General features: G+C 47.0%; 23 protein-coding genes. 13 read left to right on the top strand and 10 right to left on the bottom strand.

The window, feature by feature from the left end; translation table 11 throughout:
- Positions 1-490 precede the first annotated feature (490 nt).
- Positions 491-1,657, top strand: a complete 1,167-nt coding sequence (locus B5G04_RS18890) for an AAA family ATPase (protein WP_087398341.1) — start codon at positions 491-493, stop codon at positions 1,655-1,657.
- Here the strand turns inward: B5G04_RS18890 and B5G04_RS18895 are convergent.
- Positions 1,654-2,208: a DUF308 domain-containing protein gene (locus B5G04_RS18895; protein WP_087398342.1), complete on the bottom strand. Its 555-nt coding sequence runs from the start codon at positions 2,206-2,208 to the stop codon at positions 1,654-1,656. The genes B5G04_RS18890 and B5G04_RS18895 overlap by 4 nt on opposite strands.
- Positions 2,209-2,569: 361 nt before the next feature.
- On the opposite strand from B5G04_RS18895, the gene trpB reads away from it, so the two are divergent.
- The 8 genes from trpB (at position 2,570) to B5G04_RS20120 (ending at position 10,194) form a co-directional block, all read left to right on the top strand.
- Positions 2,570-3,784 carry a tryptophan synthase subunit beta gene (trpB, locus tag B5G04_RS18900; RefSeq protein WP_087398343.1) on the top strand — a complete coding sequence of 405 codons (1,215 nt, stop codon included), beginning with the start codon at positions 2,570-2,572 and terminating at the stop codon, positions 3,782-3,784.
- A 188-nt stretch (positions 3,785-3,972) separates the two neighbouring features.
- Positions 3,973-5,370 carry an anthranilate synthase component I family protein gene (locus B5G04_RS18905; protein WP_022040673.1) on the top strand — a complete coding sequence of 466 codons (1,398 nt, stop codon included), beginning with the start codon at positions 3,973-3,975 and terminating at the stop codon, positions 5,368-5,370.
- A 142-nt stretch (positions 5,371-5,512) separates the two neighbouring features.
- Positions 5,513-6,106, top strand: a complete 594-nt coding sequence (locus tag B5G04_RS18910) for an aminodeoxychorismate/anthranilate synthase component II (protein WP_087398344.1) — start codon at positions 5,513-5,515, stop codon at positions 6,104-6,106.
- 90 nt (positions 6,107-6,196) lie between these two features.
- Positions 6,197-7,192, top strand: a complete 996-nt coding sequence (gene trpD, locus B5G04_RS18915; RefSeq protein ID WP_087398345.1) for an anthranilate phosphoribosyltransferase — start codon at positions 6,197-6,199, stop codon at positions 7,190-7,192.
- A gap of 118 nt (positions 7,193-7,310) precedes the next feature.
- A complete protein-coding gene (trpC, locus tag B5G04_RS18920) occupies positions 7,311-8,120 on the top strand; it encodes an indole-3-glycerol phosphate synthase TrpC (protein ID WP_087398346.1) in 810 nt (269 codons plus the stop codon).
- A 216-nt stretch (positions 8,121-8,336) separates the two neighbouring features.
- Positions 8,337-8,975 (top strand): phosphoribosylanthranilate isomerase, encoded by a 639-nt coding sequence (locus tag B5G04_RS18925; RefSeq protein ID WP_087398347.1) that lies wholly within the window; start codon positions 8,337-8,339, stop codon positions 8,973-8,975.
- A gap of 105 nt (positions 8,976-9,080) precedes the next feature.
- Positions 9,081-9,857, top strand: a complete 777-nt coding sequence (gene trpA / locus B5G04_RS18930; RefSeq protein ID WP_087398348.1) for a tryptophan synthase subunit alpha — start codon at positions 9,081-9,083, stop codon at positions 9,855-9,857.
- A gap of 109 nt (positions 9,858-9,966) precedes the next feature.
- The gene (locus B5G04_RS20120) at positions 9,967-10,194 is read left to right on the top strand and encodes a hypothetical protein (RefSeq protein ID WP_158100148.1); all 228 of its coding nucleotides are present in this window, start codon (positions 9,967-9,969) and stop codon (positions 10,192-10,194) included.
- Between the two features lie 118 nt (positions 10,195-10,312).
- On the opposite strand, the gene B5G04_RS18935 is transcribed toward B5G04_RS20120, so the two are convergent.
- Positions 10,313-10,747 (bottom strand): nucleoside deaminase, encoded by a 435-nt coding sequence (locus B5G04_RS18935; protein ID WP_022040679.1) that lies wholly within the window; start codon positions 10,745-10,747, stop codon positions 10,313-10,315.
- Between the two features lie 6 nt (positions 10,748-10,753).
- Positions 10,754-10,987: a hypothetical protein gene (locus B5G04_RS18940; RefSeq protein WP_022040680.1), complete on the bottom strand. Its 234-nt coding sequence runs from the start codon at positions 10,985-10,987 to the stop codon at positions 10,754-10,756.
- Between the two features lie 118 nt (positions 10,988-11,105).
- Here B5G04_RS18940 and B5G04_RS18945 point away from each other — a divergent pair, with 118 nt between their 5' ends.
- The 3 genes from B5G04_RS18945 to B5G04_RS18955 all read left to right on the top strand — a co-directional run bounded on the left by B5G04_RS18945 (position 11,106) and on the right by B5G04_RS18955 (position 14,016).
- Positions 11,106-11,471 (top strand): YraN family protein, encoded by a 366-nt coding sequence (locus B5G04_RS18945; RefSeq protein ID WP_087249651.1) that lies wholly within the window; start codon positions 11,106-11,108, stop codon positions 11,469-11,471.
- Between the two features lie 475 nt (positions 11,472-11,946).
- Entirely contained in the window at positions 11,947-12,684 is a 738-nt protein-coding gene (locus B5G04_RS18950; RefSeq protein ID WP_087398349.1) for a biotin--[acetyl-CoA-carboxylase] ligase, read from the top strand.
- A gap of 21 nt (positions 12,685-12,705) precedes the next feature.
- Entirely contained in the window at positions 12,706-14,016 is a 1,311-nt protein-coding gene (locus B5G04_RS18955; protein ID WP_022040683.1) for an MATE family efflux transporter, read from the top strand.
- A 266-nt stretch (positions 14,017-14,282) separates the two neighbouring features.
- Here the strand turns inward: B5G04_RS18955 and B5G04_RS18960 are convergent, their stop codons facing one another.
- The 3 genes from B5G04_RS18960 to B5G04_RS18970 all read right to left on the bottom strand — a co-directional run bounded on the left by B5G04_RS18960 (position 14,283) and on the right by B5G04_RS18970 (position 16,679).
- On the bottom strand, positions 14,283-15,908 hold the full coding sequence (locus B5G04_RS18960) for an IS66 family transposase (RefSeq protein ID WP_087395044.1): 1,626 nt from the start codon (positions 15,906-15,908) through the stop codon (positions 14,283-14,285).
- A gap of 86 nt (positions 15,909-15,994) precedes the next feature.
- Positions 15,995-16,363: an IS66 family insertion sequence element accessory protein TnpB gene (tnpB, locus tag B5G04_RS18965; RefSeq protein WP_013616133.1), complete on the bottom strand. Its 369-nt coding sequence runs from the start codon at positions 16,361-16,363 to the stop codon at positions 15,995-15,997.
- Positions 16,356-16,679 carry a hypothetical protein gene (locus B5G04_RS18970; RefSeq protein WP_087398289.1) on the bottom strand — a complete coding sequence of 108 codons (324 nt, stop codon included), beginning with the start codon at positions 16,677-16,679 and terminating at the stop codon, positions 16,356-16,358. The genes tnpB and B5G04_RS18970 overlap by 8 nt, the downstream gene beginning before the upstream one ends.
- Before the next feature lie 306 nt (positions 16,680-16,985).
- On the opposite strand from B5G04_RS18970, the gene B5G04_RS18975 reads away from it, so the two are divergent.
- Entirely contained in the window at positions 16,986-18,194 is a 1,209-nt protein-coding gene (locus B5G04_RS18975; protein WP_143270497.1) for a hypothetical protein, read from the top strand.
- A 29-nt stretch (positions 18,195-18,223) separates the two neighbouring features.
- Here the strand turns inward: B5G04_RS18975 and B5G04_RS18980 are convergent, their stop codons facing one another.
- The 4 genes from B5G04_RS18980 to B5G04_RS18995 form a co-directional block, all read right to left on the bottom strand.
- Entirely contained in the window at positions 18,224-19,462 is a 1,239-nt protein-coding gene (locus tag B5G04_RS18980) for a hypothetical protein (protein ID WP_087398351.1), read from the bottom strand.
- Between the two features lie 104 nt (positions 19,463-19,566).
- On the bottom strand, positions 19,567-21,330 hold the full coding sequence (locus tag B5G04_RS18985) for a hypothetical protein (RefSeq protein ID WP_087398352.1): 1,764 nt from the start codon (positions 21,328-21,330) through the stop codon (positions 19,567-19,569).
- A 98-nt stretch (positions 21,331-21,428) separates the two neighbouring features.
- The gene (locus B5G04_RS18990) at positions 21,429-22,457 is read right to left on the bottom strand and encodes a nucleotidyltransferase family protein (protein WP_087398353.1); all 1,029 of its coding nucleotides are present in this window, start codon (positions 22,455-22,457) and stop codon (positions 21,429-21,431) included.
- A complete protein-coding gene (locus B5G04_RS18995) occupies positions 22,450-23,220 on the bottom strand; it encodes a glycosyltransferase family 2 protein (protein ID WP_087398362.1) in 771 nt (256 codons plus the stop codon). The genes B5G04_RS18990 and B5G04_RS18995 overlap by 8 nt, the downstream gene beginning before the upstream one ends.
- Positions 23,221-23,260: the final 40 nt, after the last annotated feature.

A 23,260-nucleotide genomic window follows, 5' to 3' on the forward strand; every position in this document is an offset into this window, starting at 1 on the left:
GAAAACTTCAGAAGGCTGACCATCGATTATGAATTCCTTGCTGAAACCGCAGAAGCTATGGTACAGATTGCATTCATCCAAATCATGCTTAACAAATTTATCGAATGAAATCAAAACAGCTTCTGAATCTCTATCGAAAATAATCTTTTGTTTCCTGATACACAAAATCATTTTCTTCAAAAAGACAATTAATAATCCACTCACAGCTATATAAGTTTTATATTCCATGGGCTGGAACATACATTCCACGCCGTGGAACGTATATTCCAGCCCATGGAATATACGTTCCGCCAGCCGGAATATAAAACTTAGATGCCTGCAAAGAGAATATCACCCAGCTGCAAAGCCAAATGTACCAAGACTTTTCATGGAAATAAGTATGCCAACGGACGCTGGAATGCAGACTCTGCATCATTTTCGTGCAGTTTTCGAGGAATTCTGCATTTTTTTCATGCAAAAACCGTATCTTTGTTTTCTAAACCACACGATTATGGAACAACTATATGAGTTTTTCAACCGGAAACTAAAACATACGCCTACCGAGTTCTTTCGTTACCAGTACAACCTAATCAAATGGAACGGACGTGCTTTCGGGATTGTCGGACCGCGGGGAGTGGGCAAGTCTACGATGCTTTTGCAGTATATTAAATTCAATCTCAATCCGGCAGATACACTCTATGTATCTGCTGACCATCTGTATTTTGCCGAACATAAGCTTGTGGAACTGGCGGACCATTTTGTGAAAATGGGAGGGAAACATTTGTTTATTGACGAGATTCATAAGTATGAAGGTTGGTCGAGAGAGCTTAAGCAGATTTACGATAGTTACGATGACTTGCAACTGGTTATCTCCGGTTCGTCTATCCTTGATATATACAAAGGGCTTGCCGACCTAAGCCGAAGGATGCCTATTTACACCATGCAGGGGCTTTCATTCCGCGAATACCTGCATTTGTTCCATCAGATAGAAACCCCCGTTTATAGCCTCAACGAAATATTGGCGCACAAAGCCGTGCTTCCTGTTGAGCATCCGCTGCCTCTTTTCAAAGATTATCTACGCAGAGGCTATTACCCTTTCGCCAAAGATGAAGAATATGAAATGGAACTGATGCAGGTCATCAATCAAACGATGGAAGTGGACATTCCGCAACACATACAGGCCAACATTGCCTTAGGGAGAAAACTGAAAAGCCTCTTGATGGTAATAGCTAAAAGTGTGCCTTTCAAGCCCGTCATGCAAAAATTGGCGGAAGCTACTGGAATTAGCCGGAACGACATTCCGAATTACTTGATTTACATAGAAAAGGCAGGCATGATAGCCCAACTTCATGATACAACAGGCGGACTGCGAGGATTGGGAAAAGTGGAAAAGCTTTATCTTGACAACTCCAACCTGATTTACACATTAGCGCCCGAACATGCGGAAATCGGCAATGTAAGGGAAACTTTCTTCATGAACCAGACAAGGGTGCTAAACAATGTGACCAGTTCCAGCGTCTCCGACTTCGAAATAGACGGCAAAGTATTTGAAATCGGAGGACGCAAAAAAGGGCAAAAACAAATAGAAAGCGTACAAGAAGGGTATATCGTAAAGGACGACATCGAGAACGGCTACGCCAACATCGTCCCACTATGGGCGTTCGGACTGAACTATTAGCCTTCTCTCCGCTCGTCTATCACTTCCACATCCGTTATCCCCGCCTCTTTCTTTTGGCGGTAGCGGATGATGCGGAAGAGGTCGGTCAAGCCGTAAACGATAGAAGACACGCCCAGAACGATGAAAGGCACTTTTGCCGCTTCGAAAGGATTCACCAGAATCAGGATGCCTGCCAGCAGGAGCAAGACCGAAATCACATAAAAGATGCCTGGGACACTACCTGCGAGCTTGCGTGCCGAAATGAAACCCATCAGCTGGCTGACGCCTCCGAACACCAGCAACGCGCCCAGCACATACATCAGAATACTGACAAAAAAGCCCGGCATTACAATCAACCATATCCCCAACAAGGCACTGCCCAGTGCTACAACAGGAAAAACATTGCCACGTGAAGAAAAATAAGCCAATATCCCGTACAAACCCGGAAGCAAAAACAATACCCCTACCGTTATTACCAAATAAATCACGGCTGCCTCGGGCCACACTACCAGCAGAATACCCATTATCAGGGCACACAGGCTGCTCACTACTGAATAACCGAATAGTTTCATAATTTTCTCCTTATTATATATGTACTACGAAGATAGTTGTTTTTTCTTGTTTATACAAATAAACTTCTATGGATATAGAACAAAAAAATCCCATTTTGTTTGCATCTTCAAAAATTATCGCTATATTTGCTCCCGAATTAAACAGAAACATAACAAAAAACTCATGAACTCAGTAATGACAAATACATATCGTTGGTGGCGTTACTTACTACTCCCAAAGTCGTAAGCTAACCCAGTCCGTGTGTATCTGTCTGTTCTCATAACCAACAATCATTTATCAAGGCATACAAAAAAGGCTGTCGTTCTTACGACAGCCTTTTTTGTTTTTATCCCCATTGGCAATAACTTAAACAATCAAAATATGAATAGCAAAAAGTATCAAGTAGACTCAAACGGGTATTATGGAAATTTCGGCGGAGCATACATCCCCGAAATTCTTCACCGGTGCGTGACCGAACTGAAATATGCATACCTACGGGTATTGGATAGCGATGATTTCAAGCAAGAGTTCGCCCAATTGTTGCGCGACTACGTGGGACGTCCCTCTCCCCTGTATCTTGCCAACCGGCTTTCGGAGAAATACGGATGCAAGATTTACCTGAAGCGGGAGGACCTGAACCATACAGGCGCACACAAGATAAACAACGCCATCGGGCAAGTGCTGCTGGCACGGCGAATGGGAAAGAAACGCATCATCGCCGAAACCGGAGCCGGACAGCACGGAGTAGCGACCGCTACGGTCTGCGCACTGATGAACATGGAATGCGTGGTGTATATGGGCGAAACCGACGTGGCACGCCAGCACATCAACGTGGAAAAAATGAAGATGCTGGGAGCCGAAGTGCGTCCGGTCACCTCGGGAAACAAAACCCTGAAGGATGCCACCAATGAAGCCATACGCGACTGGTGCTGCCACCCCGAAGACACATACTACGTAATAGGTTCTACCGTAGGGCCTCATCCTTACCCCGACATGGTGGCACGCCTGCAATCGGTCATCAGCGAAGAAATCAAAAAACAACTGATGGAGCACGAGGGACGCGATTATCCCGACTATCTGATAGCGTGCGTGGGCGGAGGAAGCAACGCCGCCGGCACCGTCTATCATTACCTGAACAACGACAAGGTGAAAATCGTACTCGCCGAAGCAGGAGGAAAGGGCATCCATTCGGGATACTCTGCCGCCACCATCCAACTGGGACGGCTGGGCATCATACACGGAGCGAAAACCCTTGTGATGCAAGACGAAGACGGACAAATCCTGGAACCCTACTCGGTATCGGCAGGGCTGGACTATCCGGGTATCGGTCCCCTGCACGCCAACCTTGCCACACAACACCGTGCCACGGTGCTCGCCATCAACGATGACGAAGCCATCCGTGCCGCCTACGAACTGACCCGTCTGGAAGGCATCATCCCCGCACTGGAATCGGCACACGCATTGGGCGCACTGGAGAAGGTCAGTTTCCGCCCCGAAGACATCGTGGTGCTCACCGTATCGGGACGAGGAGACAAGGACATGGAAACGTATTTGAATAATGTGCTAATGTGCAAATGTGAAAATGTGCTAATGTGAGAATGTGCTAATATGAGAATGTGCTAATGTGAGAATGTGCATTGTTTATTAGCACATTGCCACATTGTTTATTAGCACATTGCCACATTGCCTATTAGCACATTGCCACATTGCCTATTAGCACATTGCCACATTGTTTATTAGCACATTAAACTATTAACTATTAATTATTAATTATTAACTAAAAAATGACCTACCATTACCATACCAATCATAAAGTGCTGCTGGGCGACCTGCATACACCGGTCAGCACCTACCTGAAAGTGCGCGACCTCTTTCCGCAAAGCGCCTTGATGGAAAGCTCCGACTATCACGGGAGCGAAAACAACCGTTCGTTCATCGGGCTGAACCCGATAGCCAGTATCAGCGTAAGCCACGATGTAGCTACCGCTATCTATCCCGACCACTCGCGCGAAGAAACTCCTATCAGCGAAGCATGTACGGTGGAGGATGTGATGAACCGCTTCCTTGCCCGCTTCCGGGTAGAAGGAGAATATGCCGACTATTGCGGCGTGTATGGATATACCTCGTTCAACGCCGTGCGCTATTTCGAACCTGTGGAGGTGAAAGACAGCACCGAAGCCAAGAACGATGCACCCGATATCCTCTACATCCTGTATAAGTACATCATCGTATTCAACGATTTCAAGAGCGAAATGGTACTCATCGAGATGAACGACGGAAGCGAGCCGAGCCATATTGGCGAGATAGAACGTGCCATCCACGACCGTAATTATACCACCTACGGTTTCCACCCCATAGGGGAAACCACCAGTACCCTGACCGATGAAGCGCACAAGGCAAACATCCGCAAGGGAATCGCCCATTGCCTGCGGGGCGATGTGTTCCAAATCGTACTCTCACGCCGTTTCATCCAGCATTTCCAGGGAGACGACTTCAAGCTCTACCGCGCCCTGCGCAGCATCAATCCCTCGCCTTACCTGTTCTACTTCGACTTCGGAGGATTCCGCATCTTCGGTTCCTCGCCCGAGACCCATTGCAGGATAGAAGACGGGCAAGCCACCATCGACCCCATTGCCGGCACCACCCGAAGGAGCGGAAACAAGGAAACCGACCGAAAGCTGACCGAAGCCCTGCTTGCCGACCCGAAAGAGAACGCCGAACACGTGATGCTGGTAGACCTGGCACGCAACGACCTAAGCCGGAACTGCACGGGCACGCACGTAGCTTTCTACAAAGAACCGCAATATTATAGCCACGTTATCCACCTCGTGAGCCGAGTAAGCGGCACGCTGAACGCCGACGCCAATCCCATCCGCACGTTCTTCGACACCTTTCCGGCAGGTACCTTGAGCGGTGCTCCCAAAGTACGTGCCATGCAACTCATCAGCGAGATAGAGCCACACAACCGCGGTGCATACGGAGGCTGCATCGGCTTCATCGGGCTGAACGGAACCCTTAACCAGGCCATCACCATCCGCACCTTCGTAAGCCGCAACCACGAACTTTGGTTCCAGGCAGGCGGAGGCATCACCGCCCTGAGCAACGAAGAAAACGAACTGCAAGAAGTGAACAACAAACTGGGAGCCTTGAAAAAAGCCATCCTGATTGCTGAGAGTTTATAAGTTCTTTAGTTTTTAAGTTTTTGAGTTTTTGAGTTTGTAAGTTATTATCTTACACCAACTCAAGAACTAAAAAACTTAAGAACTAAAAAACTCAAGCAAGAACTTAAAAACTTAAAAACTCAAAAACTTAAGAACTCAAAAAATGAAAACCGTTATTATAGACAACTACGACTCGTTCACCTACAACCTGAGCCAGATACTGCAAGAATTGGGAGCCGAAGTGACCGTGCTCCGCAACGACAAATTCCTGTTGGAAGACTTGGAAGCATACGACAAGATAGTCCTCTCGCCCGGACCGGGCATCCCCGAAGAAGCCGGATTATTGCTTGACGTAATCCGTTCCTATGCCGGAAAGAAGCCTATACTGGGCATCTGTCTGGGCGAACAGGCGATCGGCGAAGTATTCGGCGGAAAACTGGTAAACCTTTCCAGCGTATTCCATGGCATACAAAGCCCGGTAGACCTCATCGCCGACGATTACCTCTTTCAAGGATTGCCCCGTGAGATTCCCGTAGGGCGTTATCACTCGTGGGTAGTCGACAAGGACACCTTGCCTTCCTGCCTCGAAACACTCGCCCTAAGCAAAGAGGGATACATCATGGCATTGCGCCACCGCGAATATGACATCCGAGGCATCCAGTTCCATCCCGAATCGGTGCTGACCCCCGACGGGAAACGCATCATGCAAAACTGGCTGGAGCTTTCACCACAGATTACACAGATTAAAATAAAATAATTGATTACTGACCAATCACCGCAAACAGACACAGCCCATTAAATTTAATTTATAAATCTGTGTAATCTGTGGTGAAAAAAACGACTCAATATGAAAGCAATACTTACAAGACTATTTGCCCACGAAGAGCTTTCGCACGACGAAGCATACGGACTGATGAAAGGCATCACACAAGGCAAATACAACGATACACAGATAGCCGCCCTGCTCACCGTATTCCAAATGAGGGGCATCAAAGTAGACGAACTTGCCGGCTTCCGCCAGGCATTGCTTGAAACACGCATCCCCGTCGATTTCTCCGACTACTGCCCCATCGACATCGTGGGGACAGGAGGAGACGGCAAGAACACCTTCAATATCTCCACTTGCGCCTGCTTCGTGGTGGCAGGAGCAGGCTACGCCGTAGCCAAGCACGGCAATTATGGCACCACTTCGGTGAGCGGAGCCAGCAACGTAATGGAACAACACGGCGTGCGGTTCACTACCGACCCCGACCGATTACGCCGCTCCATTGAGACCTGCCACATGGCATACCTCCATGCCCCCCTCTTCAATCCGGCAATGAAACACGTGGCAGGCGTGCGCAAGGCGTTGCAGGTGCGCACCCTGTTCAACTTGTTGGGACCGCTCATCAATCCCTGCCAGCCGGCATACCAGCTATTGGGAGTGGCAGACCTCGCCCAGATGCGTCTCTACACCAACACGCTCCAGCAGCTGGGTATCGGTTTCGCCGTAGTGAACAACCTCGACGGATACGATGAAATCTCGCTCACTGACGAGTTCAAGGTGATGACCAACCGCTACGAGACCATTTACCGCCCGGCAGACTTAGGTTTCTCGCTTGCCCGCCAGGAAGAACTTTCGGGAGGGAAAAGCCCGCAGGAAGCCGCCCGAATATTCGACGACGTGCTCTGCAACCGTGCCACGAAAGCGCAGACCGAATGTGTGCTCATCAACGCTTCGTTCGCCATTCAGGCACGCGAGCCCGGCAAGCCGATAGAAGAATGTGTGGCACTGGCACGCCAGTCGTTGGAAAGCGGAAAGGCATGGAGCACCTTCTGCAAGTTCGTAGAGATAAATAATTAAATCAGGTACCAGGTGAATAGGTACTAGGCAACTAGGTTCTAAATAGTTTTGCCAGTACAAACCAAACTATCTAAAAACCTAGTCCCCTAGTACCTAACACCTAGTCAACTAAAAAATTATGAGCAAAGACATTTTAGAAGAAATCATCGCGCACAAGCGCATCGAGATAGCCGGACAAGAGAAAGTGGTATCTGCCGCCTTCCTTGAAAAACAACTGGGCGAACCTGTTCCGGCACGCAGCCTTAAACAGGCACTTATGGCATCGCCTACCGGCATTATCGCCGAGTTCAAACGCCGTTCGCCTTCGAAGGGCTGGATTCATCAGGACGCCGATGCCGGCAAAATACCTGCCGCATACCAGCAGGCAGGAGCCGCCGCACTCTCCATCCTGACCGATGAGGCATACTTCGGCGGAACCTTGAAAGACATCCGCACGGCACGTCCTACGACCAGCCTGCCCATCCTGCGCAAAGACTTTATCATCAGCCGATACCAGTTATTGCAGGCAAAAGCAGTACAGGCGGACGCCGTCCTCTTGATAGCCTCTGCCCTTACCCCCCAAGCGTGCCTCACGCTGGCAAAAGAAGCACACACGCTGGGACTGGAAACCTTGCTGGAAATCCATACCGAAGCAGAGCTGGATTACTTGAACGAATACATCGACGTAGTGGGCGTCAACAACCGACACCTGGGCACCTTCCACACCGATGCGTCCCATTCGCTCCGGCTTGCCGAGGCATTGCCCCGAGGCATAGTGAAAATCTCTGAAAGCGGCATTTCCAGCCCCGATACCCTCCTTCAGTTGCGCGAGGCAGGATTCGACGGCTTCCTTATCGGCGAAACCTTCATGAAGACCGACGAACCGGGAGAAGCATTAAGCCGGTTTATTGCAGATTTACTCACCACAGAATTACACAGATTAAAATAATTAATTATAACCCATTCACCACAGTGACAATTTTATTAAAAATGAATTCCGCACACATCCGCTGTAGGGGCGTATCGCATACGCCCGAATGCGCCAACTAACCCACAAAGACGTTATCAGGGCGTATGCAATACGCCCCTACAAACAAATTGGACAAAATACGGACGTTCATATTACTAAATCTGTGTAATCTGTGGTGCCCAAACAACAAACAACATGATAATCAAAGTATGCGGCATGCGCGAGCCCGAAAACATCCGCGCCATAGAAAATACCGGAGCCGACTGGATAGGGTTCATCTGCTACGAACGCTCGCCCCGCTTCGTGGCGGACACACCCGCCTATCTGCCCCGCCACGCCAAACGCGTCGGCGTATTCGTCAATGCCGGCTTCGACACCATAACCGCACGTGCCGAAGCCCTGCGCCTCGACTACGTGCAACTGCATGGCACCGAAAGCCCTGAGCTGTGCCTCGAACTGCGGTGCCACGGGTTCCACCTCATCAAGGCGTTCGCACCCCGCACGCCTGCCGACCTGGAGCAGACCATTCCTTACCTTCCCTTGTGCGACTACCTGCTGTTTGACACCCCGAGTGCCGGACACGGAGGCTCAGGCAAGGCGTTCGACTGGTCCTTGCTTCGCTTCTATCTCGGCGACGTGCCGTTTCTGCTGAGCGGAGGCATCTGCCCCGAAAGCCTCGAAGCATTGTGGCGTTTCCATCATCCCCAGTGGGCAGGCATCGACCTGAACAGCGGCTTCGAAACCGCTCCCGCCGTAAAGGATGCCGGAAAGCTGAAAGCATTTATAGAGAGAATAAACAATGTATCAATGAACAATGTGACAATGAGAGAATGAATTAGCACATTGACACATTATCACATTGACACATTAGCACATTATTAATTAGCACATTATTAATTAGCACATTATTAATTAGCACATTATTAATTATTAACCACCATGAACCGTATCAACCAACTATTCGAACAAAAGAAACACGACATCCTCTCCATCTATTTCTGTGCAGGATGTCCCACACCCGACAACACCGCCGATGTCATCCGCACCCTCGAAGCACAAGGTGTGGATATGATAGAAATCGGCATCCCTTTCAGCGACCCGATGGCAGACGGACCCGTCATCCAAGACGCCGCCACCCGTGCCCTGCATGGCGGAATGACCCTACGCCGCCTTTTCGCCCAATTGGAAGGCATCCGCCACAACGTACGCATCCCCCTCATCCTGATGGGCTACCTCAACCCCATCATGCAATACGGATTCGAGAACTTTTGCCAAAGCTGCCAGGCATGCGGCATAGACGGAATGATTATCCCCGACCTTCCCTTCAAAGACTACATGGAAGAATACCGTCCCATAGCCGAACGCTATGACCTGCGCATCATTATGCTGATTACCCCCGAAACCAGCGAAGAACGCATCCGCGAAATCGACCGCCATACCGAAGGGTTTATCTATATGGTATCTTCTGCCGCCATCACCGGCGCGCAACGCGACTTCAACGAGCAGAAGCAGGCATACTTCCGCCGCATCGAGGCGATGAACCTGCGCAACCCGCGGATGATAGGCTTCGGCATCTCAAACCGCCAGACCTACGAGGCCGCCTCTGCCCACGCCGCCGGATGCATCATCGGAAGCAAGTTCGTCACCCTGCTCAATGAAGCGCAAGGCGATGCCCTGAAAGCGGTTACAAGGCTCAAAGAGGCGATTTTCAAATGAATATCCTCAAAATGCCAGCAGATAAAAGGAGCTAGAGGGAATTAGTTAGAAGCCAATGGCACAAAAGTATTGGCTTCTAACTAAGAAGCTGTTTTGAATTTATCGTGCGATGATTTGGGATGAGTTTTTGAGGCATTTTCGCTTCTGTGATGAGGAAGATAGCGGGCTATCTGACGAAGAACAGGAGCGGAAAGGACCAAAAAATCGCCCAAAGCACACACGAAAACGGATACATCAAGCCAAGAAAAACTTTTTGGAGAAATTCAAAACAGCTTCTAACTCCCTCTATACTTTAAACGGTATTTTAAAATGTGCATTTTCTGCCTCTGTGATTTGAAAATTTCACACGCATATAAGTCCATTATTAATCTTACACCAGACTATCTGTAAAATAAAAAAGAATCATAAGGGTAGTATGGTTCTTTAATAAAAGGAGCTATAACCAGTAACGACCTTCACCGGCGTCTCCGGAAAAACTCCTTCATCAAACCGGCGCACTCGTCTTTCAAGATACCCTGAACCACCTCGGTCTTCGGATGTAATGCCGCAGGTGCGTAACGCATATACCCGCGCTTCTCGTCTTCGGTGCCGAACACCAGCTTGCCCAATTGTGCCCACGCTATGGCTCCGGCACACATCACACACGGTTCTACCGTTACATAAAGCGCACAATCATTCAGGTACTTGGCTCCCAATGCATTTGCCGCAGCCGTAATGGCCTGCATCTCGGCATGTGCCGTCACATCGTTCAAGGTTTCGGTCAAGTTATGTGCACGGGCAATGATACGGCCTTGGCATACTACCACCGCACCTACAGGCACTTCTCCCCTTGCCGATGCTTTCTCTGCCTCAGCCAACGCCTGTTTCATATAAAACGTATCATCTGCCATATCCCGTTACCTCCGCATATCGTGTTCTTTGAATAAAGTAGGGTAATCCTCTTCCATTTTCTGATGAATAAACGTCAAGACCGTTTCCCTGAACCACCGTGCCTTATTGGTTATCTGATAGTGTTTCAGGTAGCGCTCAATAATCTGTGCCTCCTCTTCGCTGAGCAGACACACCATCCGTTGCCTGCGCGGAGGAACCGACGCCGGCACTTTCTTCCTTTTTTTTCCATTGTTCATCATCTTGAGTGCAAAATTAGTTCACTTTTTTCTCTTCTGCAAAGCAGACCAAGATTAAAATTAAAAAAGCAAAGAAAATACAACAAGATTACGTAACTTTGCACACAAAAAACGTACAAATATGGCAGAACATAACGACCTGGGCAAGGAAGGGGAGGACGAAGCGGTGCGCCACCTGGCCGAAAAGGGATACTGCATCCTTCACCGCAACTGGCGACGGGGAAGAAACGAACTGGACATTATAGCGACAAAAGACGGACAGCTGGTCTTTGTGGAAGTAAAGACCCGAAGGAACGAGACCTACGGACACGCCGAAGATGCGGTAAACGACCGGAAAATACGCACGCTGGTCTCACTGGCAGACTCATACATCAAGAAGTTCGAACTCGACCTCCCGGCACGTTTTGATGTAATAACGGTAATAGGCGAAAAGCCTCCCTTCCACATTGAGCATATCGAAAATGCATTCCTGCCGCCCATTTGGTAACACCTTACAATATATATAATAATGAGTAGATGTTCGTATTTAGTTTATTTGAATATCCGCAAAATGCCAATGGTATGAAAAGGAGTTAAAAGGAGTTATGCCCGCTTCGCTCACAGGAGTTAAAAGACAATAGTTCTGTTAGGATTTCCATTAGTAAATGTATTGGCTTCTAACTCCTTATTGGTGAAATGCGGACATTCATATAAGTAAATGAGCCGGCATGGAACTTCTTAGAAGCTGTTTTGAATTTATCGTGCAATGATTTGGGATGAGTTTTTGTAGAGACGCAAAATCTTGCGTCTTTACTATGGGAAGATAGCGGGCTATCTGACAAAGAACAGGAGCGGAAAGGACCAAAAAATCGCCCAAAGCACGCACGAAAACGGATACATCAGGCCAAGAAAAACTTTTTGGAGAAATTCAAAATAGCTTCTTAACTCCTCAAAAGATAATATCATTTAATTCTGATTACTTTATGAAATATCCTAAACCTATATATCTGCAAGAAACAACTTCGACCAACTCCTATCTTGCCGCCTTATGCGACCACGAGCCTCAAGCCAACCTGACCTGCGTGTACAGCGCATACCAGACAGCAGGACGCGGACAACGTGGCAATACATGGGAATCTGAACCGGGAGCCAATTTGCTATTCAGCTTCGTGGTATATCCCAGTTCTCTGAAAGCCGAACAGCAGTTTCTTCTCTCACAAGTCACGGCACTGGCACTTGCCGATGCACTTTCGGCACATACCGACAGTATCTCCATCAAATGGCCCAACGATATCTATTGGAGAGACCGGAAACTATGCGGTACCCTCATCGAGAACGACTGGGACGGTGCATACGTCAGCCGCTCCATATCAGGTACAGGCATCAACCTGAACCAAAAACGGTTTGTAAGCAATGCTCCCAACCCTGTTTCGCTTACGCAAATCACAGGTCTACTTTATAATCCGGCTACAATCCTGGAACAAGTAATGGAACGTACAAGCTGGTATTACGGTCTGCTGGAAGCGGGATGCACTGATGAAATTGCCCAACAATACAAACAGATGCTGTACCGCAAAGCAGGTGTCCATCCTTACCGTGATGGTAAAGGTCGCTTCATTGCCCGCATACACGATATAGAACCTTCGGGAAGGCTGGTCTTGGAAGACGAAAAAGGAACCCTCCGGAAATACCTGTTCAAAGAAGTTTCATTCGAATTGTAAACCACCTTTATAAGATAACACATGTCACTCAATATATCATTCACAAGCCAACGCATACTGCATATTGCCCTTCCTTCCATTGTCTCGAACATCACCGTTCCCCTGCTGGGACTGGTAGATGTCACCATTGTCGGCCATTTAGGCTCGGCATCCTACATCGGTGCCATAGCCATAGGCGGCATGCTGTTTAATATGATTTACTGGATATTCGGTTTCCTGCGCATGGGAACAAGCGGACTCACGGCACAATCGTACGGTGCACACGATCTTCCTGAAGTGACCCGCATCCTGCTCCGCTCGTTAGGCATCAGCCTTTTATTGGCACTCGCTTTATTGGTATTGCAATATCCCATCCGCATCATCGCTTTCCACCTGATTGATGCCAGCCCGGAAGTTAGAGAACTCGCATCACTTTATTTTCATATCTGTATTTGGGGAGCACCAGCCACGTTGGGACTGTATGGGTTCACCGGATGGTTTATCGGGATGCAGAACTCCCGCTTCCCGATGTTCATAGCCATCGCACAAAACGTGGTAAACATTGTCGCCAGCCTGTTTTTCGTGTTTGCCTGCGATATGAAAGTGGCAGGAGTAGCACTTGGAACCCTCATCGCCCAATACGCCGGACTCTTTATGGCATACCTGCTGTGGTTTCGGTATTACCGTCCCCTGCGCAAATATGTCAGACAAGGAGCCGTTTTCACCCGTAAAGCAATGTCACGCTTCTTCCAGGTGAACCGTGACATCTTCCTCCGCACACTTTGCCTGGTAGCAGTCACCGTATTCTTCACCTCTACAGGAGCTGCGTATGGCGATGTTACACTGGCAGTCAATACCCTGCTGATGCAGCTTTTCACCCTGTTCTCATACATTATGGATGGATTTGCATACGCTGGCGAAGCTTTGACCGGAAAATACATCGGTGCACGAAACCGTACAGAACTTCTCCGCACCGTCCGCCACCTCTTCGGCTGGGGTATTATGCTCTCGCTGGCTTTCACCCTCCTGTATGGCATCGGAGGAAAAGGATTCCTCGGCCTGCTCACCAACGAACAGACAGTAATTGATGCTTCGGGCACTTATTTCTATTGGGTGCTTGCCATCCCACTTGCCGGTTTCTCTGCCTTCCTACTCGACGGTATCTGCATCGGAGCCACCGCTACATCCATCATGCTGAAAGGAATGTTTGCCGCATCAGCAAGCTTCTTCCTTATTTATTATACCCTGCATGACTCGCTCCAGAATCATGCCTTATGGATGGGCTTTATCGTCTACCTGGCTTTGCGAGGCATCGTACAGGCACTATTGATAGCACGAAAAGGCATCGGTTAAAACCTGTTGGAGAGACAGACGTATCTAAAATCAGGACATGTGACTTTTTATCACCTCTTCGTGACGAACCGTCACCCTTGCTTTTACCATCGCTACAAGATAATCTTTACTTTTGCCCAGTAAAAAACCAAATTTATAAAGCGATGAAAAGTAAGCATTCGATAAACTACAGTCATTAAATATCTATATAATGATAGCGACTGTTACTATTGGATTCATAGTGACAGTCGCTATAGTTTTGTTGAACCTGTATGTTGACGTTGTGGTTAGTTAGCGGATTCTACAGTTTGTTTGGTCAACAGGCTCTCCGGATGTTGCAGTTTCCATTTGTGCGGAAGAAGGTTAAGCAGTTCCTCATCAGCGGACTTCTTATGATACGGCATTTGGGCAATGATATCCTTCAGGTAATCCCTTGGGTTCACATCGTGTGCCTTGCAGGTGGCTAGCAGGGAACAGATTACAGACATGTTAACGGCAGCCTCGTGATTACCGCAGAAGAGATAGTTCTTGCGCCCCAAAGCAATTGGCCGGATGGCATTTTCCGCCAGGTTGTTGTCCAAAAGCAGGCGTCCGTCCTCCAGGCATCTCATCATGTTGTCCCATCGGGTATAGGCATACGAGACAGCTTTGCCGATTAGCGATTGGGGACTGTATTTGATGCCTTCCGTTTCCATCCACGTCTTCATGGCCTCCATGATTGGGCGTGTCAGTTCCCGGCGTTTCGCTTTGCGTCCGTCGGACGACAAGCCCGCCTTATCGCAGCAGTGCTCAATCCTGTACATGTACTGTATCTGGGCCAGCCCATATTCGGCTTCCTTTTTGTTTTCACCCAAGGCATGCTCAAAATCACGGCGGATATGCGCCATGCAATTGACCAGCCGCACGTCGGGGTTGGTCTTGAAGGCTGTCTCATAGCCTGCAAAACCGTCGCATTGAAGGTATCCTTTGAAGCGGTATTGGCTTGCCAGTGATTCGATGACTGATCCGGCCCGGGATCCCATGTCATAATGGAAGATGACCAGTTTTTCCATGACCGACCTGACCATCCAGAGGTATTCCTTTTCCGCCTTGTGCTTTCCTCTGTTGATGACCGGGATGGTGGTCTCGTCCGCCTGCACATAGTCGCAAGAGAAAACCTCTTTCTTAAGCGACTCATACAGGGGCTTCAGCAGTTCTACCGTCTTCTTGAACCATCCGTCCAGCGTGCTTTCCGTAAGGCCTTTCAGCCCGAGATGCCTGTATTGCCGTATCTGACGGTAGAACGGGACGTGGTATTCATACTTCTGAAGCAGTATCTCGGCAAGCAGGCTGGTATCAGCGATGCACTTGTCAACAGGCATCAGCGGCATGGGGGCAATCTCCACTCCTTTCTGTCCAGCCGGAGGAAGCATGGTGCTGTCCTTGAGTGCATATTTGGGACGGATGATTTCCTTGACGTAAAGCATCCCCGGCTTGTGTTTGACGACTTTTGTTATCTCTTCGCCTATTCTACGGTATAAAGACAGGTCAACACCTGTCGGTTCTATTGTCTCGGTCTCCAGTACGGGTAAGTCCTCTATCATTTTTCGGTTCTGACGATTCTGCTTCCGTACTTCCGCCGATTCCTTTTCAATCTTCCCAACGGCTTCGTCGCGCTTTTCTTCCGCCTGATGTTGGAGTCCGGCAAACTCGTCTGCAAAAAGATCGGGGATATTAGGGTCATATGCGCGAAGCTTCTCCGATTTACGCCCAAAGAGCTGACGGTTCAGCCATGCGACCTGAGCCGTCAACTCTTTGATACGTTCCTGCAGATCTTTAATCTGCTCTGACTGTTCTTTATTGGTGGCAGACAACGAAGCGACAGTGGCATTCAGCCCTTCTATCGTCTTGAGTAATATAGCTTTTTCATCCATTGCCTGTCTCTTTTTTACTGATGTAAAGATACTAATTATTAATGGATTATACAATAATACCAGCACTTTTTTCAATAAAAAACATGTCATACATGGTACTCCTTACGCTCTGCCCTGAGCCGCCGGAGCCTCTGCCCCGGGCTTTCCTGAATGCCCTCGACCATCATTACCAGGTCACGCCATTCCATGGGATAACTGTCTGATTCCGGGTCGTATTCCGGCAGTTTGAAGCGTCCGGCCTCCAGCCGTTTGACGTACATCACCATGCCGCCGTCTTCCGCATGAAGCAGCTTCATAAGCCTGCGGTTGGAGCCGATGAAGATGAAGACATCGCCGTTCTTCACCTCACTTTTCATCTTTTCATGCACCACCCCGCACAGCGAACTGATGCCCTTGCGCATGTCCGTCCTGCCGGGACACAGGAAGTAGCGCATCGTGTCGTTCAAGTTAAACATGGCCCTCCTGCAGACTTTGGTTCAACACTTCCATCAACAGCTTCTCTGAGCCGTTTCCAAAGTGGGCACGGAGTCCGTTGGGAAACAACAAGGACACGCCGTAAGGAGCCTGTTCGTCCAAGGACAATTCTGCTGTTGGCCGTTTGATATTGATCGGAGCCAGCTCTTGTTTGATACTGTCTTTCTCGGCAGAGTATTTCTTTTGCCAATAGTGATAGGTGGAATAACTCACTCCTATCTGTCGTAGGTACGACTTCAATGACAGGCCGCTTTGTTGCACCTGCATTTCTAATTCTTCAAATTCAGTTCTGTTCATTGCTATTCGGTTTGATTGTTATGCGGGAGCAAAATTACAATCAAACCATAGGGCATGCAATGTGTATTTCTTAGAATGCTTACGATGAAAAAGGAATATACTAAACCAACAGCAAAAGTTGTTGAATGGGATTTTAATGAGGCGGTATGCAGTACTACCGTTTATAATGCAAGTCCATGCATATTGATAGATGACCAATTTGGAGGAACAACCCGAATTGACCACCGTTCAAGTTCTGATGCCAATAGCATTACATGGAACAGATGGAATGGAAGTGGGAGCAATTAATTAATAAGGAGAGTAAACATGAAAACAATTCAAAACGTTTTGATAGGAATATCTCTGCTATTTTGCGGAGGGCTGATGTCATGTACAGACGATACAGAAACAACAGATGTACAACAATCTGTTAAACCTGGATTATATTCCCTAGATATCACACTAATAGCCGAATCGGGAGTAAAAAGTGAGACAAGGGGATTAGATACTGAAAATGGAGAATTTACCAATGAATATCCATACGATTACATTTACATACATTCAGCAAAAACAGATAATACACATCAGTCAATAAGAATACCTTTAGAAAATGTAGAACATTGCGATGGTTGCCAAGGTATCCACATGCAAGTTGAAGATGAAGATGAAGAAAACGGAGGAGGATACATTATACGTGCAGGAGAAGCAGAAATGACTTTAAGTGCAGATGATAATGTCTATTTCTCAACAATTGAAGGTCCTTATTGGGAAGCCGAAACCAGTGGAGCAACTCCCGTCAGTGGAAGCGATGTATTCGTACAAAACGATGAGATAAACAAAGAACTGCTTAAGAGCCAAACCTATACAAAAGACGAACTTGTTAATTTAATGCAGCAAGATATTCCGACCATAACAATGACAAGACACGTCACTGGATTCAGGGTTTATTTTATGTTTACACAAGTAACGGCTGACGGTAGTACAGATAATGATATAGATGAAGATGATTGGATTTCCGAATTAGGATGTAATCCAAGCGATTTTTCTATTAAGCTCTATTTAGGTCCCAACTTCTGTCATCAATATGATGTTTTAAACAATGCTGTTGTATCCGGAGACGAAGGAGGATTCTATGCAACCAATGACCAAACCTATCAAGAATTCGAGCGAGTAGAATATTCATATACAACCGGAGACAATGGCATCGGTTTATATCGAGGGTTCGGATATGTAACAGATGCTTCCAATTATTTATTATCCCCTCTCAATACTTCAATTCCTGCTACGGATTTCAGTATATATGCATTCATCAAATACAAATCTTCTGATTATTCAAGCGATGAAGGTGCTTCGTGGTTCCAAGCACAAATACCTGGCATTACGTTAGAGACCAATCGAATTCATTATATCATCATGGCTTTTGACATCGAAGATTTACGCAGTCAATTCTTGCCAGCAACAACTACGTTATCCCGTACCCCATGGTCGGCTCCAAGAAAGATTGGTATTAAACCCATCAAAGTAATCTGCAATTAATTCTTTTTCATTTGCAAAATATTTCTTCATCAGTCTGTCTTTTTCTTTGCCACAATCGCTTCATGCCTCTGTTTGGCTTCCGGGCAATTACGTCTCACATATCCTCCCAAGCTATTATATACCAATCCCAACCGTCTGGCTATCGACTTCAGTTCCTCATCTGTCGTTTCATACAGGCGCACGGCTTCCGCATATTTCTCGGCAGCCTGCCGGGATACTGTTTTCCCGTTTGCAGCCTTCATCATTCCTAGCCTCTTCGACAGTTCCGGCTCATGTTCTTTCAGATACATCCGAAACGTCTCCGGATGCAACCCGAACTCTGCAGCCACCTTAGCCACCTGTCTGGGATTGGCTTTCAAACTGTCAATGGCATCGGCATATTTGGCAGAAGTCGATTTCAGGTAACGTTTGGTAATACTCAAATCAATATCATCCCGGTCTTTTCCCGCAGCCGACATTCCCCTTCGTTCCAACATCAAATCCCGGTGCCATGTACGCAGGTAATAACGGAAGCCTTCCAACGGAACTCCCGCCCGCTGCACAATATCCTTTACAATGAGATTCGTGTTCCGGTACAGTTCCAGAGCTTCCCGGTACCTTTCCACTGTTTCCGGATCAGGAACGTGTTTCCGGCCATTACCGGATATGTGTCCGATTTTTTTCTTACCTTTCTTCGCCTGCTCACGTTCGGAAAAACGTTTTTCTATCACCTCTTTATGATAGAAGCGCAGATGCTGGCTCAGTCCGCCTATGGATACACCACAAAACTCTGCTACTTCGGATATCGTCATATCCGTAGTCTTATACATCTCTACTGCCTGCGTATAGACTTCCGCACATTGGCGCCGCGCACCACGCCAGGTATTATCAGCTATTCCCAGCCGTAACTTTGCCTTTTCCCTCCGTTCCAGCACATCAGGATAATGCAGGCGCAGAAAATTGCCCAGTCCCGTAGCAGTAACACCAAACATGCGAGCTATTTCCGAAATACTCAATCTGATATACGACAGGTTATCACAGGCTTCTACCGCTTCCTTATATTTAAGATGAGCGTCCGGCCGTTGCCCACGTTTCGAACGAAGCTTTACCGAACATTCCATGCCTTCCATGCCATAACGCTTCAGCAATAAATCCCTATGATGCCTGCCCAGATAAGCCCGAAAGCCAGCTACTTCCACATTACATGCTTTGGCTATCTGCACCGCAGACAAGTCGGTCTCGGCATACAGCCGAATAGCTTCCTGATATTTCTGATGGATGGATGCCATAATCGTTTTTGAAGGTAACAAGGTGACAAGGTGACAAGGCTTTAAAAAACCTTTAGCCAAACGATTCAGGATCTTGTCACTTCACCACCTCGTCACCTTGTTACTTATTTATCAATCACGCAATGAATCCGTACTTTTACGCAGCGGTTCAGTTTTGCGTTCAAACCTCGTGTACTCTTATCATTTACTGTTACAATCGGGTCGGTCAACGCACTAATTGAGAAAGCACTGTTTGCCACATTGTCAAACATCGCATTACCTCTCAGCCACTTGATTATAGTATGTGCACGATTGTATGCCAATGTTTTGTTACGCTCCAAACCAACGTTCTCAGCATTCTCACCAATATAATTATCCTGACTGGTAGCCAAACCTTCCGCCTGTATATTCAAGATACGTCCTTTCTTCAGTACCTCAATCAATTCTTTCACACTTGCACTATCAGCTGCCTGTGCCACATAACCATCATTGCCTTCGATGGCAGCATAAACGTCAGCAAAACTATACAAAGCTGTATGACTATCTTCCACCTTCATATTTTCTTTTATCACATTCAGTCCGGCATGTGCATTCAAGCCATACGAAGCACTTTCACGATAATTATCGTCAGACAATAGGCTTTGTGTCGTAGTCTCTTTATCGACACGATAATACCAAGTCTTTCCACCTTCATAAATCGGTGCATAAAAATAATCCATCTTTTCTTCGAACGTACGCATACTTGCAGGATCCATACTCAATGAAATCGGACTTTCAGACATTTCATATCCACGAGAAACACCATCTATCAACATACACCGATAAGCTTTTTCAGTCGGTATATCCTCTGTTGCCAATGAAGTCAGAGATGTACCCGAAGTCAGCCGTCCGTCTACAGCGTCTGCATCTACGAACTTTCTTTGTGTAAAGATACCCGATGCCAGATAATCGACAGCATTGACAGGAGCACCTGCTACGATAGGTGCATCATCACGTCCTGAATAATTGTTCGGGAAAAATACATAAAATTCCAACGTTCTGTATTCTGGACAGTCTTGTACAGGGACAGGCAGATAAGTATTGTTAATATACACTGGATTCTGACAAGGAATACATCTGTCCCAATGACGTTTTTTAATGTAATAAGTCACACCGACACTTAACCCAATGTTTCCATCCCACCATTTACTGTTTTCATTGTTTTCCTTTAGGACTATACCGTCAAAGTTCGTCTGAAACAAAATGGCATGTGCTTTCACATCCAGTGAAATCCGTTTCTTTTTATCAAAGAAACGGCTGTATTGCAATTCGAAATGCCCACTCCATTCATTACGTTGCTGCGGAATATCCCGATGATGCACTGCACCAATGCCGACAGAAGCAATAAACTGATTCATCAATTCATCCGATTCTTTTCCTTCATATCCCTTAATCAGACGCGAAAGGTTGAACATGGCATTAATATTAATGTCCCACCATTTCATTTTCGATTTCCAATAAAGTGTACCATCTGCAGCAGTCAACGGATCCCCATACGTAAAGTACGTTTCTTCCTTGCTGTAGCCTTTCGAATTAGACAAACCGAATTGTGCTTTCACACCGATACCTGGTGTAAACCATTTACCAATACCTACATTGAAGTCGGGCGTCAGCGTCCCCGAAAAATCTCCAACACTTACATAATCACCCGTGTAAGCATGTCCGCCAAAATCTCCTAAGACAAACCAGTTATCCCAAAAACGGTTAGTTACCACACGATACCTATCATCCGTAGGTTGAGGCTCTATTATCTCCTCATTTACCAAAGTATCGCTTACCACTGTTTGTGCATGAACATTACTACCGAATAACAATAGCAACATTCCAATTCCCATTACTAATTTTCTCATTTTACTTAAATATTAAATGGTTGATAATTCTTATTTTTAGGGAACAAGTTGACAAGATGATAAAGAAACAAGGCTCAGAAACCTTGTCTACTCGTCAACTAAAAGCCTACCCTTCGCATAACCTGATGCAGCAAGAACCAACACGTCTCATCGGGCATCATGCCGCCCAGCCGCAGGCTCCGCCTCATCCAGAACCAGGCATGCCTGCCTGTCCGTACAAAAGGTAAACGCTCTTTCGCTTCCTTTTCCTCTTGAACCTGTTTCAGTAAATATCCTTCATGGAATATCACCTCACGCATCAAGGCAAAATCTTTATCGCTGAACAGAGGAACGAAAGGATAACTCTCCGCACCTCCCAAATAGGTATCTATAAATCCGAACAAAACCCTGCAGAACCTCTTCAAACGTAACCGCTCTAACATATATGCCGATTTAGACTGATTCAAATGCGCACGACGCAACATCATCGTCACATCACACACCTGCTTCAAACCAATCCCATACGTCAGGAAATGCCGGCGCAGGTGCACAATCAGGCAAACCAGATAAAGCTCGTTACTGCTCCCTTCTTTCAGCCAGTCCTGAAGACGGACATTCATCACCGGATTATAAAGATATTCCCGATGCGGATGAAACTCTACAGTAGTCAATCCACCTTCATGCACCACCAGGTCGCCCCATTCATTCCGAAACGGAACACCTTGCCCATGCAACCATTCTTCCAGTTTTTGCCAACCCTCTTCTACCACCAGGTCGATATCTCCAAAACTTCTGTGCAACGGATACGGATACCATGCTGCCACCGAAGAACCTTTGAACACCTGTACCCGAATGTCTGCCTCAGCAAGCCTTCCTACCCATTTTTCTTCCCTGCAGGCAATACGCTCGTTTATCTGTTCCAGGTAAAACAAGTGGGCAATCCATTGCTCCCACAAGTCACGGTCGGGACGTAAAGACACAGATGCCACCCCGTCTATAAAAACTCCCGATACAGCCTGCACAGAAGCCATACGGAACAACTCATTCCATTCCTCACGTGTCAGGACAAGCTCCGGCTCTCTCGTTTGCGGCATGTCGCCCAATCCCCTGCGTAAGAAAAAACAAAAAGCCTCTCTCAGGTCAGTCATTGGTAAAACTCCGTTTCAGTTTCGCTTCGATAAACTGGGGTATCTTCCAGCCCATCTTCATCAGCTTTTCAGGTACTCCCCAAAAGCCATGCTCTTTATACAGCCTCACGTCTTCTTTCCACATCTGTATCCTGCTTGCCGCATCGGTCGAAAGCCCTCCCACACGCATTTTTAATACATATTTGTTTAGATACTCTACATGCAACTGTTCTTCATACAAATACCTTAAAAGCAATTCCGAATCAGAGGCTATCTTATAACTTTCATCATACAGCCCCAACCGTTCCATCACTGTACGTTTAATATAGACTGTAGAATGTAAGGGAAGCCAACCTATCCGGACCTTCCAATAACGGTAATTTCCACTTATCCAATTCCGTATGACACGATTTGTATCTTTTCCGTCCACATACAGCCCATTCCCATAGACCATATCTGCCTGTGTCTTGCAAAACACATCAGCTATATCTGAAAGAATATGATTATCGAAAAAAAAATCATCCGAATGCAACAACCCCACCACATCTCCCGTTGCAAGACGAATACCTTTATTAATACCTTCATACATTCCTGTATCGGGTTCAGATATTACCTTCGTGATTTTCCCTTGATACGAATTGATTATTTCCAGCGACCTGTCCTTACTGGCACCGTCTACAATGATGTATTCAATGTCCTCGTAATCCTGAGACAATACGCTTTCGATTGTCTGCCTGATAGTCGCTTCCCGATTAAAACAAGAAGTGATAATAGAAATTTTCACCATGAAATAACAGTTGAAAAAAATGTGCCAATGTGTTAAT

The sequence above is a fragment of the Bacteroides sp. An51A genome (assembly GCF_002161565.1).
In the GTDB taxonomy this organism is placed as follows: domain Bacteria; phylum Bacteroidota; class Bacteroidia; order Bacteroidales; family Bacteroidaceae; genus Phocaeicola; species Phocaeicola intestinalis.